Raw genomic sequence first — 16,691 nt, 5'->3', positions numbered from 1 at the left:
TAAATTTATATACAAAAAAAGCCCTGTAGAATCAGGACTTTTCTTGTCAATTTACTTTTGAGACAATTTACTATGTTTAGCGCCATATACGGCATAAATAATTAGGCCAAGGACAAACCATCCAAAAGCGTATAGTTTTGCTTGATTATCTAATTCATAGAAAATATATCCAGATCCCAACGCTGCCAATGCTGGCATAACTGGGTAAAATGGCATTTTAAATCCTGGTTCTTGAATGTCTTTACCTTCACGGGGGCGCAATGCGTAAATACCAAGTGATACAATCATAAATGCAATTAATGTACCAGCAGAAATCAAACCAGCTAATTCGGTAAAGCTAAATACTGAGCCAATCAAAATTGCAATAACTGACAATACCAATAAAGCATTGTTAGGCAAGCCTTTATCATTGACTTTTCCTAAGAAACTTGGCAATAAACCATCACGACCAAAAGCGTAAAGCAAACGTGATCCGGCAAGCATCATACCAATAATCGCTGTAAACATACCAACCAATGCCACAATTGACAACAAGTTAGATGTAAATTCATGACCCGAGTGCAACAATGCCCACGCAGCGGGCGCAGCGTTATTTGCATAGTCAGAATAATGGAACATACCAACCAAGACAAGTGAAACTGTTACGAACAATATTGTCGCAATGATCAATGACCCAATAATTCCGCGTGGCATTGTCCTTTTTGGATCCTTCGCTTCTGCTGAACTAGCAGCAATTGAATCAAAACCAATATATGCCAAGAAAATTTGAGATGCACCCATCGAGATACCTGTCCATCCACCAAATCCAGTACCAGGCTTATGTTCTGGAATGAATGGTACGTAATTACTTGGATGAATAGCAGTTAATCCAACACCAATGAAAATCAAAATAACTAATACTTTACCAACAACAAGTACATTTTCCACACGAGCCGTTGTATTCGTACCACGCCATAGCAACACTGCCACAATCAAAACGGCAAATAATGCGGCAAGATCAATGACCCCACCATTGCCAGCAGCAAATGATCCTGCCAGTGCAGGTGGTAACGCTAAATCATGTGAGCTAAGAAATAATTTAAAGTTCGCTGACCAACCTGAAGCAACAAAGGCCACGGCAATAAAGTATTCTGCTAGAAGTGCCCATCCGGCAATCCAACCAAACACTTCACCAAAGACAACGTTGGCCCAAGAATAGGCCGACCCTGCAAATGGTAAGGCTGACGCGAATTCAGCATAAGCAAATGCAGCTAACCCTGAAACAATCGCTGCAATCACAAACGAAATGGCGACTGCTGGACCAGCGTGATTAGCCGCAACAATGCCTGGTAGGGTAAAGATAGCTGTTGATACGATTGTACCAATACCTAAAGCCAGCATTTCTTTGACACCTAAAGTTTTACGTAAATGTTTATCACTGCTAGCAAAACTAGCTGGCGTTGCTTTATGCAGCCATCCTGTTTTTATTTTTGATTCTGACATATGTTTAAATCCCCTTCAACTTTATAAAAGTTACTTGATTATATTAACATTTTCTAATTTTATTGTCAATGTTTCCCATATATTTAAAGGGTCTAACAATGTGTCCTTTGTTTTCGTTGGAATTTGATAATAAAAAGCATTTTCAAATGTAAAATACTTAAGTCAGATGGTCACCTCAAAAATTTGTTTTTTCTCAAGTGTTTATTTGATTTTGGTTAGTCAGGACAAGATATTTAATATATTGCAATAAAAAAGCTATTCCCAGAGGAATAGCTTTTTTATTTAGGCAAATATTGTAGTCAAAATCAAAATAACTATCAAACCAGTCACAGAAATAATTGTTTCAAGCACTGTCCAAATTTGAAAAGTTTGTTTGACAGACAAATCAAAGAACTCTTTGAAAATCCAAAATCCAGCATCGTTAACATGTGATGCAATTAATGATCCAGCACCAATCGCCAACGCAACGAAGACTGGTAACAAGGTATTTCCTGGGTTTGCGGCTAAGATACCAGTAACGATACCAGCAGCTGTCATACCAGCAACCGTAGCTGACCCAACTGATACACGTAAAATCGCTGCAACACCCCAAGCAAACAATACAACAGCAATGGGGCTCATAGCACCACCGGCTTGGAACGTGGAAGCAATTTTATCTGACAAACCTGATGTCACTAAGACACCACGTAATGCACCACCACCACCGACAATAAGTAAAATACCAGCAACAGCACTCATACCTGAGTTTAAAGACTTACCAACTTCAGACATAGACTTGTGTTGCCAAGTACCCATTGAAAAGATTGCAAAAACCAAGGCAACTGTCATCGCAACAGCTGGATTTGCTGCAAATTCAACAATTTGATCAGCCATTGTTGGATTCTTCGGTGTGATCCCACCTGTATAAATCAACTTATAAATTGTAGCAATAATCATGAATATAAGCGGAAATACAGAAGTTAAGACCGACAAACCAAAATTAGGTGTTGTTTTTAAATCATATTCCTTCACAGGACCAACAGCTTCAATTTCTGTTTTGAACTGAAAAGCGTCTGGTGCATATTTTTGTGCTAATTTTGTAAATGCTGGTCCAGCCACAACTGCTGTAATGACAGAAACTATCAAACCAAAAATCAACATCATACCAATGTTAGCACCTAAAGCAGAGGCAACAGCCGTTGGCGCTGGCTGTGGTGGCAAGAAACCTTGTGCTGATGACAAAGCGGCTGTCATAGAAATACCAAGATACAGCAAAGGTACACCCGCCTCAATGGCAACAGCAAACACAATCGGAATCAACAAGACCATACCAACACCAAATATCATTGAAATACCAATAATAAATGACGCAATCAAAACAGCCCATTGCAAACGCTTAACGCCAAACCAGTCAATCAATGTCTTTGCAATACGATATGATCCACCGGCATCAGCGACTAATCGACCAATCATCCCACCAAAAATGAAGATGACTGAGTTTGGTCCTAGAATATTTCCTACACCTTCTGCACCTAAGACTGCATCTGGAATCTTCATAGGTTCCATACCCAGTAATAGCGCTAAAATAAAGGCAGTAATAATAAGTGCAACGAATGTGTTCAACTTTAATTTTGCAATCAAGAGCAGCAGAATTAAAATTGAAACAATCAACATGACAAATTCCATGTTATTTACATATAACGTATCTCCGTAACAATACGTTTTCTCCTAATTTATTTTTTATTTATGATAAACGGATATAAAACAAGTAATGTTCCCTAAAAATTGTTTTTACTTTGCATGTTTACGTTGATAATTAGCAATATTTTCATATTCTGTTTGTAATTGGCGTGATAACCGGATAAATATTGGTGCTAATTCACGATATGCTTCAAAATTTTCTGGCTTAGGTTGGTAAGTATTTGATGACCCTATATATTGTTCGATATCATAGAGATCATCAATCTTACCTAAGGCTTTTTGGGCAACAATGACCGCTGCTAAAGCGCCCGACTCAAAAGCTTCTGGAACAGTTACTGGTTGTTCAAAAATATCAGCAAACATTTGACGCCATAATGGTGAACGCGCAAAACCGCCTGTCGCTTGAATAGATGTCAATCCACCAACAACCTCTTCCAATGCCAAACTTACCATATAAACGTTAAATGTGATACCTTCCAAAACTGAACGTAACATATGTGCGCGTGTATGACTATGGTTCAACCCAAAGAATGAACCACGTGCATTAGCATCCCAGATAGGCGCCCGTTCGCCACCCAAGTACGGATGGAAAATTAACCCTTCCGAACCAGCTGGCACGCGCGAAGCAATTTGTGTCATCAAATCATATGCATCAGTGCCTAACAAAGCAGCTGTCGATTTCTCAGCATCAAACATATTATCACGTGCCCAACGGAATACATCCCCACCATTATTAACTGGACCACCAACGACCCAATGATCTTTATCCAACGCATAGGTGAATGTACGACCCTTTGGATCAATCACTGGTTTATCCGACACAACGCGTATTGCGCCAGACGTACCAATCGTAATGGCAGCAACACCTGGTTTAACAGCATTAACACCTAAATTAGATAATGGGCCATCACCAGCACCATATACAAATGGTGTATCATCAGGAATACCAATTACTGTGGCATATTCATGCACCATACTCGTTTCATATTCATAGGGTTCAACAGGTTGTGGTAACTGTTCTTTTTGCAAACCTGTAACTGCTAATGCTTGTTCATCCCAATCCAAATCAAAAATATTAAATAAACCTGTACCAGATGCGATAGAAATATCCATTTTATTAACATTAAATAAACGATGGAATAAATATTCTTTAATACCTAAATAATGCGCTGCATTGTTATAAATATCAGAATGCTCTGCTTTCAACCACAGTAACTTAGACAATGGTGCCATCGGATGAATCGGTGTACCTGTTTTGGCGTAAATTTCTTGGCCTAAACCTGATTTTTTTAACTCTTCTGTATATTTGACAGCACGCGTATCTGCCCACGTAATAACACGCGTTAGTGGTTGCCAGTCTTTATCAAATGCTATTAATGAATGCATAGCTGATGAAAATGAAACAGCGGTAATTTTATCATCAGCTTTTAAATTGGCTGAACGAACAATATCTCCCAGTGCATCAATAAATGCTTCAAAAATTTCATTTAAATCTTCTTCAGCCATATCAGAACTATCACGATAAAGTTGATACCCTTTATTGACAGTGGCAATGACTTGATTCTTATCATCAAATAACACAGCCTTTGTCGATGTTGTCCCAAGATCAACACCAATCATATAATCCATAATTCACCTCGTTTAATTGATAACCGTTCTTCAAATGCTCTTCAAGACAGAAAAAGCTCCCTTAGCGGGAGCATTGTTCCTGAATAGAACTGTTTTTATATTACTTAGCTGAATCTATTGCATGACCACCGAAGCCGTTACGCAAAGCTGAAACAACCTTACCAGTAAATGTATCATCTTGCAATGAACGGTAACGCATTGCCAATGATAGGTAAATAACTGGTGCTGGTACATCAAGATCTAGTGATTCTTGAACTGTCCACTTACCTTCTCCAGATGAGTGCATACGACCAGCAATGGCATCCAAGTGAGGATCCTTGGCAAATTGTTCTTCGGCCAATTCCATCAACCATGAGCGGATAACTGATCCGTGGTTCCACAACTTTGAAACAGCTTCATAGTCGTAGTCGAATTGTGAAGCTTCAAGTACTTCGAAACCTTCAGCAATAGCTTGCATCATACCGTATTCGATACCATTGTGGACCATCTTCAAATAATGACCTGATCCCAAGCGACCTGTATACAAGTAGCCATCTTCTTCAGCAATTGCCTTGAACAATGGTTCGATAACTTGCCATGCTTCGGCATCATCGCCACCAATCATGAAGTTACCACCGTTACGAGCACCACTCATACCACCAGAAGTACCGGCATCGAAGAACTTAATACCTGCAGCACTTGTGCGCTTGTTTTGTTCCAAGTTGTCCTTGTAGTTAGAGTTACCACCATCAATAATGATGTCACCCTTGTCCATCTTTTCAATCAAAGTATCAATCGTTGAGTTTGTTGGTACACCAGCTGGTACCATTACCCAAACAGCTTTGGGTGAAGGCAACTTTGACAACATATCGTCGATGTCTGATGCACCGTCGATTTTGTCAGAATAATCCGTTGCTTCCTTTACGAAGTCAGCGTTTAAATCAAACGCAACAACTTCATGACCGTTATCAACGGCGTTCTTAACCAAGTTCAAGCCCATCTTACCAAGGCCGATCATCGCAAACTTCATTGTTTACATACCTCTTTATTTTCTGTGTTTTTATTACTACTTAATTATATGAAAATTTTTTACACTTTGCAACCCCAATATTGAAAATTCTTTTCGTATCTTGTATTATTAAACTATTGGAGTAGAACATTATGTCAAATAATATTATTGCCCAATTACGGGCACAACGTAAACAATATAATATAACTGAACAAAAGTTAATCAATTTTATTATCAATCATACTTTGGCAGCTAAAGAAGCCAATATCCAAGAAATGTCTGATGGTTCTGGCGTCTCAACAGCGACCATTTCTCGCTTTGTTAAAAAAATTGGGTTTGACTCTTTTCGTGATTTTTCATTTACACTGGCAAATGCGATGATAGAAGACACGCCAACCGATTTTTTTGGTGAAATTTCTGATAACGACAATACTGTTGCCATCGCCAAAAAAGTATTTCGTGGTGCAGAAAATGCCTTATCTGCTACAATTGATAGTCTCACAGCAGCGCAACTCGACCAGGCAACCCATGAACTTATTACGGCTCACCGTGTTGGATTTTTTGGTATCGGTGGCTCCTCATTAGTAGCATTTAATGCCTACCATAAATTCCTTCGTACACCAATTGATGTGATTGCTCATCCGGATTACGATGTACAGCTCATGCAAGCAGTTAGATTAGATAAACACGATGTAGCCGTTATTATTTCACATTCTGGTCGTAACAAAGATACACTTTTGATTGCACAAAAATTGCATGAAAATCATGTTAAAATTATTGCTATAACATCATTTCCAGAATCACCACTTGCTAAAATAGCCGATCTTGTTTTGTTATCTTTGGCAGAAGAAGTCAATTTCCGGAGTGAATCTATGAGTTCATTAATTGCTCAGATTACTATTATTGATACATTGTTTACCCTTGTCGGCTCACAACTATCGCGCGAAACACAAGAAGTTGTTGACACGATGCGCGATGTCATTGAAGAAACTCGTGAACACTAAAAAGCATTGTTACCATATCTTCAAAAAGATGTGGCAACAATGCTTTTTTAGTCAAATTTTTTCAACATAGCTAAAATTTGATTAGCAATCATATCAATAGCTACCTTATTTTTGCCACCTTCAGGGACAATAATATTAGCGTAACGCTTTGTTGGCTCAACAAACTGATGATACATTGGTTTCACCGTTTGTAAATATTGTTCGATCACACCATGAACTGTACGCCCACGCTCTTCAATATCTCTTTCCAAACGACGCAAGAAACGAATATCATCGTCTGTATCAACATAGACTTTCAAATCTAATAAATCACGTACGCGACTGTCATTAAACAACAATACACCATCAACAATAATCACATCAGATGGTGCTACAGTAATCACTTCGCTCGAACGTGTGTGCTGTTCATAATCATACACTGGTTTATTAATCGACCGATGACGCAATAACCGTTGTAAATCAGCCACGAAAAGATCTGTTTCAAATGAATCAGGATGATCATAGTTGGTTTTAATCCGCTCTGCAAAAGGCTTATCAGATTGATCACGATAATAAGCATCTTGCTGTAGAAAAACTGGATGGTAATCAGCAATACGCGCCACCAACTCACGACTTACAGTTGTTTTACCGGAACCTGAGCCGCCAGTCACACCAATTACTAATGGTTTTTGTCCCATTATCGTTTACCACCTTCGCTCGCTTCAATACCTTCATGCAAACCAGACATATCTTGATTAATTGATCGGAAGGCCGAATTTTCAACAGGTAGATGTTGAATAAAATCATCAAATATTTGTAACGTACCAATGATTGAAACAGCTGAAAAATCTAATACATGACCTGCAAATGTATGATCATCTGATAGAAAATGCAAATGCCAACCTGGTGCTGAAACACCGCCAAACACAGCTGGTGAATAATAACCCAACAACGTGCCAGCAACATTCTCTCGCTCAAACTCTGGTTGCATCTGTGCCACTTCTAATAGGCTAGGATATGGTCTTGATTGTTTGGGTGCAATACGAACATGTACACGCGAAAATTGTCCATGTACTTTTAATGCAGAAAAAACGTTGGTAATTTGTTGATTACTTAATATATCTGAAAGATTTTCAAATGCTACTTTGTTCAAATTCAATTCTGAACTTGTTGCTAATTCATCAAAATGGACTGTTGCAAATGGCAGTGTCGTTAACTCATCTGTAATATGGTTAACAGTACCGGTACTATCTGCTTGATATGTCTCACCTGCCAGAAAAATAACCTCACCATCTAATCCGTCCAGAGTGCCAATACCGGTATCACCGTGCTTTTTCAACTCCTGAATCGTGATGGTACCTGCCATTTCTTTGGCCATAAGTTGCGCTAACGTACCATGTTGATATAATGTTGTCATAATCTGCCTCGTTTCTACTCTCTATTTTAAGTTAATAAAAAAAGACTGTAAAGTCTTTTTTAGAGAAGTATACACGAATAATCATATTTTATTTGTGCTCACGAATATATTTAGTCATCAACAAGCCAATTATTGGTACCAATATAAACCAACCACTTGTCAAAGAAAGTGATTGACCAATAGTCATTGATTGATTAAATGTCGTGACCAAAATTGAAGCAACTACGACACTTCCTGCACCAATAACTTGACGCATCGTTGTCACAATGGCCGTACCATGACTCACTAAATGTTTTGGCAGTGCATTATTAGCCGCTGTTACAGCAGGCATCATAATAAACGCATTACCACCTTCTAACAACATGGCTGCCACTAAACCAAAAATCCAAGATTGAGTACCAAAAACACCTAGTAAACTGTAACCAATGATCATCATCGTCATGCCCAAATAGACAAGTTTTTTCAAACCAATTTGATTTAATAAACGTCCAGCACGTGGATTCAGTTGACTCAGGAATACAGCTGCGGGCACCATGAGTAGCCCCGACCAAAGCGGTGTCAAATTAAAAACGCGCTGATAAAAAAGCGGCATCAAGACTGTTGCAATGATTAACCCCGAATAAGATAATCCAGTTAGCAACATTGCAGGTATAAATCCTTGATATTTAAAAACCATTAAATCTAAAAACGGTTGCTTTAATTTAAGTTGACGAGTAACAAATAACGCCAATAAAACTAAACTCCCAACCATCACTAGCCACCAAAAGACAGTTAGCCCACTCGTTGGTAAACTGGCAATTGCATATAATACACCACCAAATCCGATAAGTGTTATTGCAGACAACCAATCAAATTTCGACCGTTTAATACGATGTGTATTTTGAATCACGCGCTGTAAACTGATAATTAATATCGCTAGAACAATGAAAAATAGCGCAAATAATGCACGCCATGAAATCCATTGCAAAACAATACCTGAAATAATTGGACCAACTGCTAATGCGGAACCCATAACTAGGCCAACTACCCCCATCGTCACACCACGTTTTTCTTTATCAGTATTTTCCATGATAACACTTTGAAATGTGGGAAATAGCGCACCTACTGCGATACCTTCTAACAGGCGACCTATAATAATCCCTGCAAAACTGGGTGTTACCATAGCAATTCCTGTACCAACTAAAAAGACTGCAACAATAATGTTTAGCAATGTTTTTAATGTGATATTATCCAATAACCAAGGACTAAGTGGCATCACTAAAGTCATCGCCACCATAAACCCAGTTGTTAACCACTGTACCGTGCTCGCATCCACATGAAAACTCGCCATCAAAATTGGATAAGCTGTTGTCATTGTTGATTGACTGATTGACATGATAAAAGCTATCGACAATAGTCCCAAGGAAAATGGTGTTAATTGCCGTATGTTTTTAAACATAGATCCCCCCTAAAATCTTTATTTATAACCATTCTAAATTAAATACATCTATTTTACAAGTTATTTTCTGTCTCAATGGCTCTAAAATAAAAAAACATCCGAAGATGTTTTATTTAATATGATTAACTTCGGCAGTTTTCTCAATCAATAACCGAACATAATTAAAATCCCCAATCTGCCCTTGGTGAACGCCGTCATCAGCTAACCAATTTGTATTTTTCTTGGCTAAGCTATACCAATCAATCACATGTAGATTTTTATAATCTTTTTGCGCCGCTTCTAACATTTGATTATTACTATTTTGCCATGGTTTACTTTGAACAAAATTATTCATCCAATAAACTTGTCTTTTCTTCCCAATACTTTTCATCATCAAATCTAAATCATGACGTTTGATATCGCCATTCGTCCCTAACCCCATTAAAACATTAGTGGCTAACTTATCATTCTGAGCCATCTCTGCAACAATATCTGTTGCTTGGTAGGCTTGCCGACCAACTTCTGCATCAACATGAATTTTGGGATTACTATCTTGTAAATAAGGTCCAGCATCTAACATGACCGAATCACCAATTGCAGTAAATGACATGGATTTAAAAGCTAAATATTGTGTTGGCTTAACGTGATAATCAGAGACAATCTTTTGGTCTTCTTTTGATAATTTTTGAGAAACACCCATCTTTTTCTCATGCTTAGACGCTTTTTCTTCCTGATCAGCTAATTTGTTGCGCTTGTCAACTTCAGTGATATTCTTCGTTAATTTTTGTTGTAACTGAGTTGGTGGTTGCGGTAGCCCAGCGCGTTTATCAGTTAAACCAAAAGCAATAAACAAAAGGAACACGGTGATTGGCGTAGTTACTATGAAAAAGCGATTACGTGATCGCAGCAACCAGTCATTCACTTGGTGCCACTGTACGCCGTAACGAAAAACATTTTCAATGTAACGATAACTCAGCTCACTGACCAGAAAAACAAGAACTACTTCTATGACCATATGAAATAGTGTTGGTTGATAGTGTGGTATGAACTTTTCATAAAAAATAAAGATTGGTAATTGATATAAATAAATACTATATGATCGTGTGCCTAAATAATTCAACACCTTTTGATCTAGTAGTTTAGAATACCACGACGCTGGATGAGCTGTAACAGCGACAAGCACCGCCACATCCAAAGTAAATAAATACATCAATCCTTTGTAGGTTGCAGCTGCCTGCCCGTTCAAAAAAATCATCCCAACAACCATCATGATAAATGCACCAGTACCAATAGCATTCAAATAACGACGTGTTTCTTTTTTAGGATATTGAGCCAATCGCATTGAAGGCCAAACAAAAGCTAGTGCCGCACCTATTACAATCGCAAATATTCGTGTATCTGTACCATAATACACACGATTAATTGCTGAAGGATGGTATAAAATCCCCATCAAAAGTGCACTAATAATTGAAATAATAAGCAAAGTAAGTGAAATATGGTACTTTTTCAAGTTCTTTTTGAGTAAAAACCACACAATAAATGGCCAAATAAAATAGAATTGACCTTCAATGGCTAACGACCACAGATGTGTAAACGGTGACTCCCCAGCAAACTGTTGAAAATAAGATTGCCCATTATTAATAGCCCAAAAATTATAAGTATAAGTGACATTAGTCAAAATAATATAACGTAAATTATACATTAACTCTTTATCAAATAATAATATAACCGCTGTTGTAATCAACAGCATAACAATTAAAGCAGGATATAAACGCTTTAATCGCCGTTTATAAAATTGCAAGGGTGCAATTCCACCTGTACGATCATATTCCTGAATTAACAAGTCTGTGATTAAGTATCCCGAAATCACAAAAAAAAGTGGTACACCCAACCAACCACCGAAAATTTTTGTTGGCATTAAATGAAATAAGAGAATACCAATAACTGCTAACGCGCGAAGCCCGTCAAACCCAGTAATGTAACGTTTTGTTTTATTTTTCATGATTTAGTATCCATAAATCCCCAATAGTTAATATTTACTTTACCATCAAAATAAAAAAGTAAACTACACATTATAGTCTACTTTCATTAACAAATTATGTCAATCATTTCAATAACATTTCAATTAGTTTACTGTATGACGTGGTTCGGATTAATTGTGGTACCTCGTCGTTCTAAGGAATGTGGTAATTGTACTTGTGTTTCTTCAATTACCTCATTATTCATGAGTTTCGTTAACATACGCATGGCAACTGCGCCAATATCATACTTAGGTTGCCCAATTGATGTCAATTGTGGACGCGTAATAATCGTAAACTTCGTGTCGTTAGCTGTAATAATTTCGAAATCCTCGGGTATCCGTTTACCGTGTTCTCGCATGTAATTCATAATACCAAGCGCAATTTCATCATCATATGTCACAGCTGCTGAAGCCTCAGCCAAAAACAGTTTTTCAGCTATTTGTAACCCTGAAGCATAATCTTGATGTGCCGAAAATAATAAGCTCTCATCAAATTCCAGTCCTGCTTCTTCTAAGGCTGCCTTGTAACCCACCAATCGGTGTAAACGATTAATCGCATGTGTCATGGGTCCAGTAACCAGTGCCACACGAGTATGACCATTTTTGATAATTGCTTCAGTTGCTTCCTTCACAGCGTCAATATAATTAATATTGACACTTGGTAATTTACCTGCTTCATCGACTGAACCAGCCAATACTACAGGCGCATCAACACCAATAATGGTATTAATTATTTCATTATCCAACTCATTACCCATAAAAATAATGCCATCGACTTGTTTACTGGCCAAATTATTCACAGCCATGGTTTCACGTACTGGATCTTCATCCGTATTTGTAAGTAAAACATCATAGTGATACATATTGGCAACATCGTCAATACCACGAGCTAATTCCGAGTAGTACATATCTGTCACATCTGGCATGACGACACCAATTGTCGTCGTTTTCTTTGATGCCAAGCCACGGGCTACAGCGTTAGGATGATAACCTAACTCTTCAATAGCATCTAACACCTTACGTTTCGTTGATTCACGAACATTGCTATTCCCATTAACGACACGTGATACTGTTGCTAATGAAACACCGACACGATTAGCGACATCATAAATTGTTGCTGAGCTTTTTTTTTGCATGATTTGACCTTCTTTTATTGATTTTATCGTTAAAAAACAATTCTAATATTAATATACCTCCATTCATTATAGCAAATAAAACAAGAATTGCAAACGCTTACAACGCTATTTTTACAAGTTTTCATCGTATTTTCTTTTTGTTACAAGAAAAGACACATCCTAGTCAAAGTGATAGAATATGATTAACAAACAGAACGGAGTAATTTTATGAATACAGAAAAAATTGCAGCTCTTACAACTTGGCTCGAAAAATCCTCACTAAGTGGCGCTATTTTGACAAATTTCCACGATATTGCCTATTTATCTGGATTTGAATCTGATCCCATCGAGCGTGTGCTGGCTTTGGTCATTGTAACAGATAACGTCCCATTTATATTTGGTCCAGCGTTGGAAGTTAATAGCATAAAAGAAAGTGGTTGGCATTACCCTGCTTTTGGTTATGAAGATCAAGAAAATCCTTGGGAAATACTCACACAACATATTAAAGCGCGTACTAATGGCAAACATTTCGCCATTGAGGGCGATAATTTAACGGTTACACGGTTACGCGAGCTGAAAAAGGCTTTTCCTGAAGCAACCTTTGATGCAGATGTGACGGATCAAATCAATCACTTACGTTTGATAAAGACGCCTGCTGAAATCAAACATATGCTGGCAGCCGGTCGGGATGCTGATCGTGCATTTAATTTTGGTTTCGAAGCGTTAGCTGAAAATATTTCTGAACTCGAAGCCGTAGCAGAGTTGGAATATCAATTAAAAAAGACTGGTGTACCAGCCATGAGTTTTGATACTTTACTTCAGTTTGGTGATCATGCGGCTGATCCACATGGTTCGACATCAACACGTCGCCTCAAGTCTGGTGAGCTAGCCTTATTTGATCTAGGGACTATCACCGAAGGTTATGCTTCTGATGCCACTCGAACTGTGGCATTTGGGGAGGTTAGCGATAATGCAAAAGAAATACATGCGGTCACACTAGAAGCACAACGCACAGCACAGGCCAAAGCTAAAATTGGTATGACAGCTAGTGATTTAGATGCAGTAGCTCGTGATGTCATTACTAAAGCCGGTTACGGCGAATACTTCTCACATCGTCTAGGACATGGTTTAGGTACTTCAGTTCACGAATTCCCTTCAATTATGGCTGGCAATAATCTTGAATTACAGGAAGACATGGTCTTTTCCATCGAACCAGGTATTTACATACCCGGCGTTGCTGGTGTTCGCATTGAAGATTCGGGTTATATGAGCAAGAATGGGTTCGTACCTTTCACGGAAACGCCAAAAGATTTATTACAATTTTAGTAAAAAACCAAGCCCCATCAGCTTGGTTTTTTATATCTATGATAAAGCTAAAAACAATAGCGGTATCATAGATATCAAATTATTTAAAAAATGAATCATTATGTTACTTTGGATATCTCCAGTTTTCTTATAAACATAAGCTAACACCATGCCCATGCTCATATAAATCATAAAAGCTAATAAATCAGCAATATTCGTTGATAGATTCATTGTATGTGGCACGGCAAATAAAAAACCTGACAAAATAATACTTGCCCACCACCATGATTGGCGAAAAAAATAATTAATAACTAATCCACGAAAAATTAGTTCTTCAACAACGGGTGCTAAAAGCACCCCATAAATCATTGTACCAATCATAGCAACATTGATGTGCTTAGTTAATGCCTCAATAGCAGCCTGATTTTCAGTCGTTGATGTACCTGTTATTGCGACACGTAAATTGATAATTACCCCTTGAACAACCATCATCAAAATAAACATGCCAATAATATACCAAATATGTCGCCAATTTCGAATATCGATTCTGTGAAAAACAGGTTGATTGGCTGTTTTTTTAAGCAGACGATAGGCATAATAACCGACAGCGCTATATGCAATAATCATTACAATAATGCTCAGTACCTGTTGCCAGATCACATTAACAGCAGACGCCACAGCGATAAATATCGGTGCCAGCATTAATAGCAAGACAATAATTATAAAATTTAATATCCGATTTCCTAATTTTTTTGGGGTTGGCTCTCCTGTTAAATCAAGCAAATTCATTCATCCTCTTCATTAGTTAAATTCTGTTTACGCTGTTGCCAAAATAACCAAACATAACTTATATTGACAGCTATTAATAAAATAACAACCACGGTAACTGTGATGCCTAAGTGCCAGTTTTGATAATAAGCGAGTAAAAATATACCCACAAAAACTATAAAAATTATCATGCTAACAATGACACGAGCTAAAATATGTTTCATCACAAATTGTTTACTTTCCGACATAGTTTTCAATGAAATCAGCAACCGCTGCTTCATTGTTTGTTGTATTCAGTATGACATCAGCTATTGCTTTAATTTCTGGTTTAGCATTTGCCACTGCTACACCGACACCAGCAGCTTTTATTTGTGCCGCATCATTGAGACTATCACCAAGAGCTGCCGTTTCGTCGCGAGAAATACCCAAGATGCGCGCTAATTCTAAGCCAGTACTCCCTTTATCAACACCCTTCGGATTGAATTCAACATAACGATCAGAACTAAATGTAAGCAACACATCATCACCAACATCACCAGTCACAACATCCCCAATCCTTTCACGAACAGATGGTTCATGATGTTCAAATATAACTTTCATAATTGGTGCTTCGTCTTTCAAAAACGACAAATCATCACTATCTAGTTCAGTATAAGGTACATGGCGATCTTGCATGTATTGTTTATCAGCTGGTGAAATATTGTAAATGAATAGCTTATCCAGCGTATAAATATGTGTATCAACGTCTGACTGGACTTGACCTAGCGTAAATATTTTTTCAGCCAACTCTAAAGTCATACCATGTTGTGCAATGATTTTTTCGCCACCGTCTGGTTCAATGGCTGCAATAGCACCACCATTATAAGAAACAACATATTGTGTTGCCTTATTCAAACCAAGTTCATTCAAAGTACCAAAAACAGATTTATATGAACGCCCAGTATTTGGGACGAAATACCCCCCATTATTAACAAAATCTTGTACTGCAATAATATTTTTCTTGTTAATTGAACCATTATCATTTAATAATGTTTCATCGAGGTCGGATAGGATCAATTGAATCATGAGCTTCTCACTTTCATTTTACCTATCATTATACCTGAAGAGGCTACACTTGACTAGCTTCCCCCAATAAATGTACCCGTGTTTGACATCGCGCACAACGATAGTTATCAACGTTGAAACGTCGATGACGAATGATTTGATGCCCATTATCACAAGCATATAGCCAGGTATGCTTAGTTTTTGAACCTGATGCAGCTAAGCGCGGTGCAAAACGGATTCCGTTAACTTGCCTGAGTGCTTTTTTAAAATCTGCATCTTTATGCTGATATCCCATATGTCTTAAATGTAAATGATAATGCACCAACTCATGTTTTATAATGCCCTCAAACTCAGGCAAGTCAGTCATTTTAGGATTGAATTCAAGATTGTGGGTCTCAAGCAAATATCGACCACCTGTTGTACGTAAACGTTTGTTAAAACTTGCTATATGTTGAAAATCTTGCCCAAAATAATCAATAGAGACTCGTGACACTATGCTTTGTAGTTGTTCCTGATTCATTATCAACCACATCCTATATCTAATAAAAAACGAACCGTTTCAGTTCGCTGGATAAAACATCAATTCTGATGTTCAAAAATATAATCAACATTTTGCTGTAATGTTACTAAGTTCTCTGCATCTTCATCAGAGATTTCAACATTAAACATATCTTCAACTTCTAAAACTAATTCAACAAAGTCAATTGAATCAGCATCAATATCCGACAAAAGATTTAAATCAGGTGTAATCGCTTCACGTTTTACATTAAAACGGGTCGCAATCTCATCAGCCATCATATGATAGATCGCTTCTTTTTCCATAGCCATTGCTAATATCTCCAT

At 37.7% G+C, this 16,691-nt stretch carries 16 protein-coding genes; 2 read left to right on the top strand and 14 right to left on the bottom strand.

Translation table 11 applies throughout. The features are described from left to right. Nucleotides 1-51: 51 nt before the first annotated feature. From HNQ98_RS00220 to gnd, 4 genes are all read right to left on the bottom strand, one after another. Nucleotides 52-1,482, bottom strand: coding sequence for an APC family permease (locus HNQ98_RS00220; RefSeq protein ID WP_014974662.1), 1,431 nt, complete (start codon nt 1,480-1,482; stop codon nt 52-54). Nucleotides 1,483-1,764: 282 nt separating this feature from the next. Continuing rightward, nucleotides 1,765-3,147 carry a gluconate:H+ symporter gene (locus HNQ98_RS00215; RefSeq protein WP_014974663.1) on the bottom strand — a complete coding sequence of 461 codons (1,383 nt, stop codon included), beginning with the start codon at nt 3,145-3,147 and terminating at the stop codon, nt 1,765-1,767. A gap of 105 nt (nt 3,148-3,252) precedes the next feature. Next, nucleotides 3,253-4,791 carry a gluconokinase gene (gene gntK / locus HNQ98_RS00210; protein WP_135197648.1) on the bottom strand — a complete coding sequence of 513 codons (1,539 nt, stop codon included), beginning with the start codon at nt 4,789-4,791 and terminating at the stop codon, nt 3,253-3,255. 100 nt (nt 4,792-4,891) lie between these two features. Further along, nucleotides 4,892-5,800 (bottom strand): phosphogluconate dehydrogenase (NAD(+)-dependent, decarboxylating), encoded by a 909-nt coding sequence (gene gnd, locus HNQ98_RS00205; RefSeq protein ID WP_150260727.1) that lies wholly within the window; start codon nt 5,798-5,800, stop codon nt 4,892-4,894. Between the two features lie 131 nt (nt 5,801-5,931). On the opposite strand from gnd, the gene HNQ98_RS00200 reads away from it, so the two are divergent. After that, entirely contained in the window at nt 5,932-6,783 is an 852-nt protein-coding gene (locus HNQ98_RS00200) for a MurR/RpiR family transcriptional regulator (protein ID WP_014974666.1), read from the top strand. A gap of 47 nt (nt 6,784-6,830) precedes the next feature. Here the strand turns inward: HNQ98_RS00200 and udk are convergent, their stop codons facing one another. The 5 genes from udk to ccpA all read right to left on the bottom strand — a co-directional run bounded on the left by udk (nt 6,831) and on the right by ccpA (nt 12,752). Further along, nucleotides 6,831-7,460, bottom strand: a complete 630-nt coding sequence (udk, locus tag HNQ98_RS00195) for a uridine kinase (protein WP_135197650.1) — start codon at nt 7,458-7,460, stop codon at nt 6,831-6,833. Next, on the bottom strand, nt 7,460-8,179 hold the full coding sequence (budA, locus tag HNQ98_RS00190) for an acetolactate decarboxylase (RefSeq protein ID WP_014974668.1): 720 nt from the start codon (nt 8,177-8,179) through the stop codon (nt 7,460-7,462). Before budA ends, udk begins: the two co-directional genes overlap by 1 nt. 88 nt (nt 8,180-8,267) lie before the next feature. Then, entirely contained in the window at nt 8,268-9,617 is a 1,350-nt protein-coding gene (locus tag HNQ98_RS00185; RefSeq protein WP_135197651.1) for an MFS transporter, read from the bottom strand. A gap of 109 nt (nt 9,618-9,726) precedes the next feature. Further along, a complete protein-coding gene (locus HNQ98_RS00180; RefSeq protein ID WP_135198170.1) occupies nt 9,727-11,598 on the bottom strand; it encodes an acyltransferase family protein in 1,872 nt (623 codons plus the stop codon). 128 nt (nt 11,599-11,726) lie between these two features. Further along, the gene (gene ccpA / locus HNQ98_RS00175; protein WP_014974671.1) at nt 11,727-12,752 is read right to left on the bottom strand and encodes a catabolite control protein A; all 1,026 of its coding nucleotides are present in this window, start codon (nt 12,750-12,752) and stop codon (nt 11,727-11,729) included. 207 nt (nt 12,753-12,959) lie between these two features. Here ccpA and HNQ98_RS00170 point away from each other — a divergent pair, with 207 nt between their 5' ends. After that, on the top strand, nt 12,960-14,057 hold the full coding sequence (locus HNQ98_RS00170; protein WP_135197653.1) for a M24 family metallopeptidase: 1,098 nt from the start codon (nt 12,960-12,962) through the stop codon (nt 14,055-14,057). A 36-nt stretch (nt 14,058-14,093) separates the two neighbouring features. Here HNQ98_RS00170 and HNQ98_RS00165 read toward each other — a convergent pair whose 3' ends face one another. From HNQ98_RS00165 to HNQ98_RS00145, 5 genes are read right to left on the bottom strand one after another with little or no spacing between them, the layout of a single operon-like run. Continuing rightward, nucleotides 14,094-14,819 (bottom strand): CPBP family intramembrane glutamic endopeptidase, encoded by a 726-nt coding sequence (locus HNQ98_RS00165; RefSeq protein WP_135197687.1) that lies wholly within the window; start codon nt 14,817-14,819, stop codon nt 14,094-14,096. A gap of 2 nt (nt 14,820-14,821) precedes the next feature. Beyond that, a complete protein-coding gene (locus HNQ98_RS00160) occupies nt 14,822-15,028 on the bottom strand; it encodes a hypothetical protein (protein WP_223822771.1) in 207 nt (68 codons plus the stop codon). Between the two features lie 10 nt (nt 15,029-15,038). Further along, nucleotides 15,039-15,869 (bottom strand): Cof-type HAD-IIB family hydrolase, encoded by an 831-nt coding sequence (locus HNQ98_RS00155; RefSeq protein WP_135197654.1) that lies wholly within the window; start codon nt 15,867-15,869, stop codon nt 15,039-15,041. A gap of 43 nt (nt 15,870-15,912) precedes the next feature. Continuing rightward, nucleotides 15,913-16,368: a SprT family protein gene (locus HNQ98_RS00150; protein WP_014974676.1), complete on the bottom strand. Its 456-nt coding sequence runs from the start codon at nt 16,366-16,368 to the stop codon at nt 15,913-15,915. Between the two features lie 59 nt (nt 16,369-16,427). Next, on the bottom strand, nt 16,428-16,676 hold the full coding sequence (locus HNQ98_RS00145) for an acyl carrier protein (protein WP_014974677.1): 249 nt from the start codon (nt 16,674-16,676) through the stop codon (nt 16,428-16,430). Nucleotides 16,677-16,691 lie beyond the last annotated feature (15 nt).

Origin of the sequence: Leuconostoc carnosum, assembly GCF_014207505.1 — a bacterium.
Lineage (GTDB): Bacteria > Bacillota > Bacilli > Lactobacillales > Lactobacillaceae > Leuconostoc > Leuconostoc carnosum.
The sequence above is the reverse complement of the archived record's forward strand: the minus strand, read 5'-3'. Positions and strand labels throughout refer to the sequence as shown.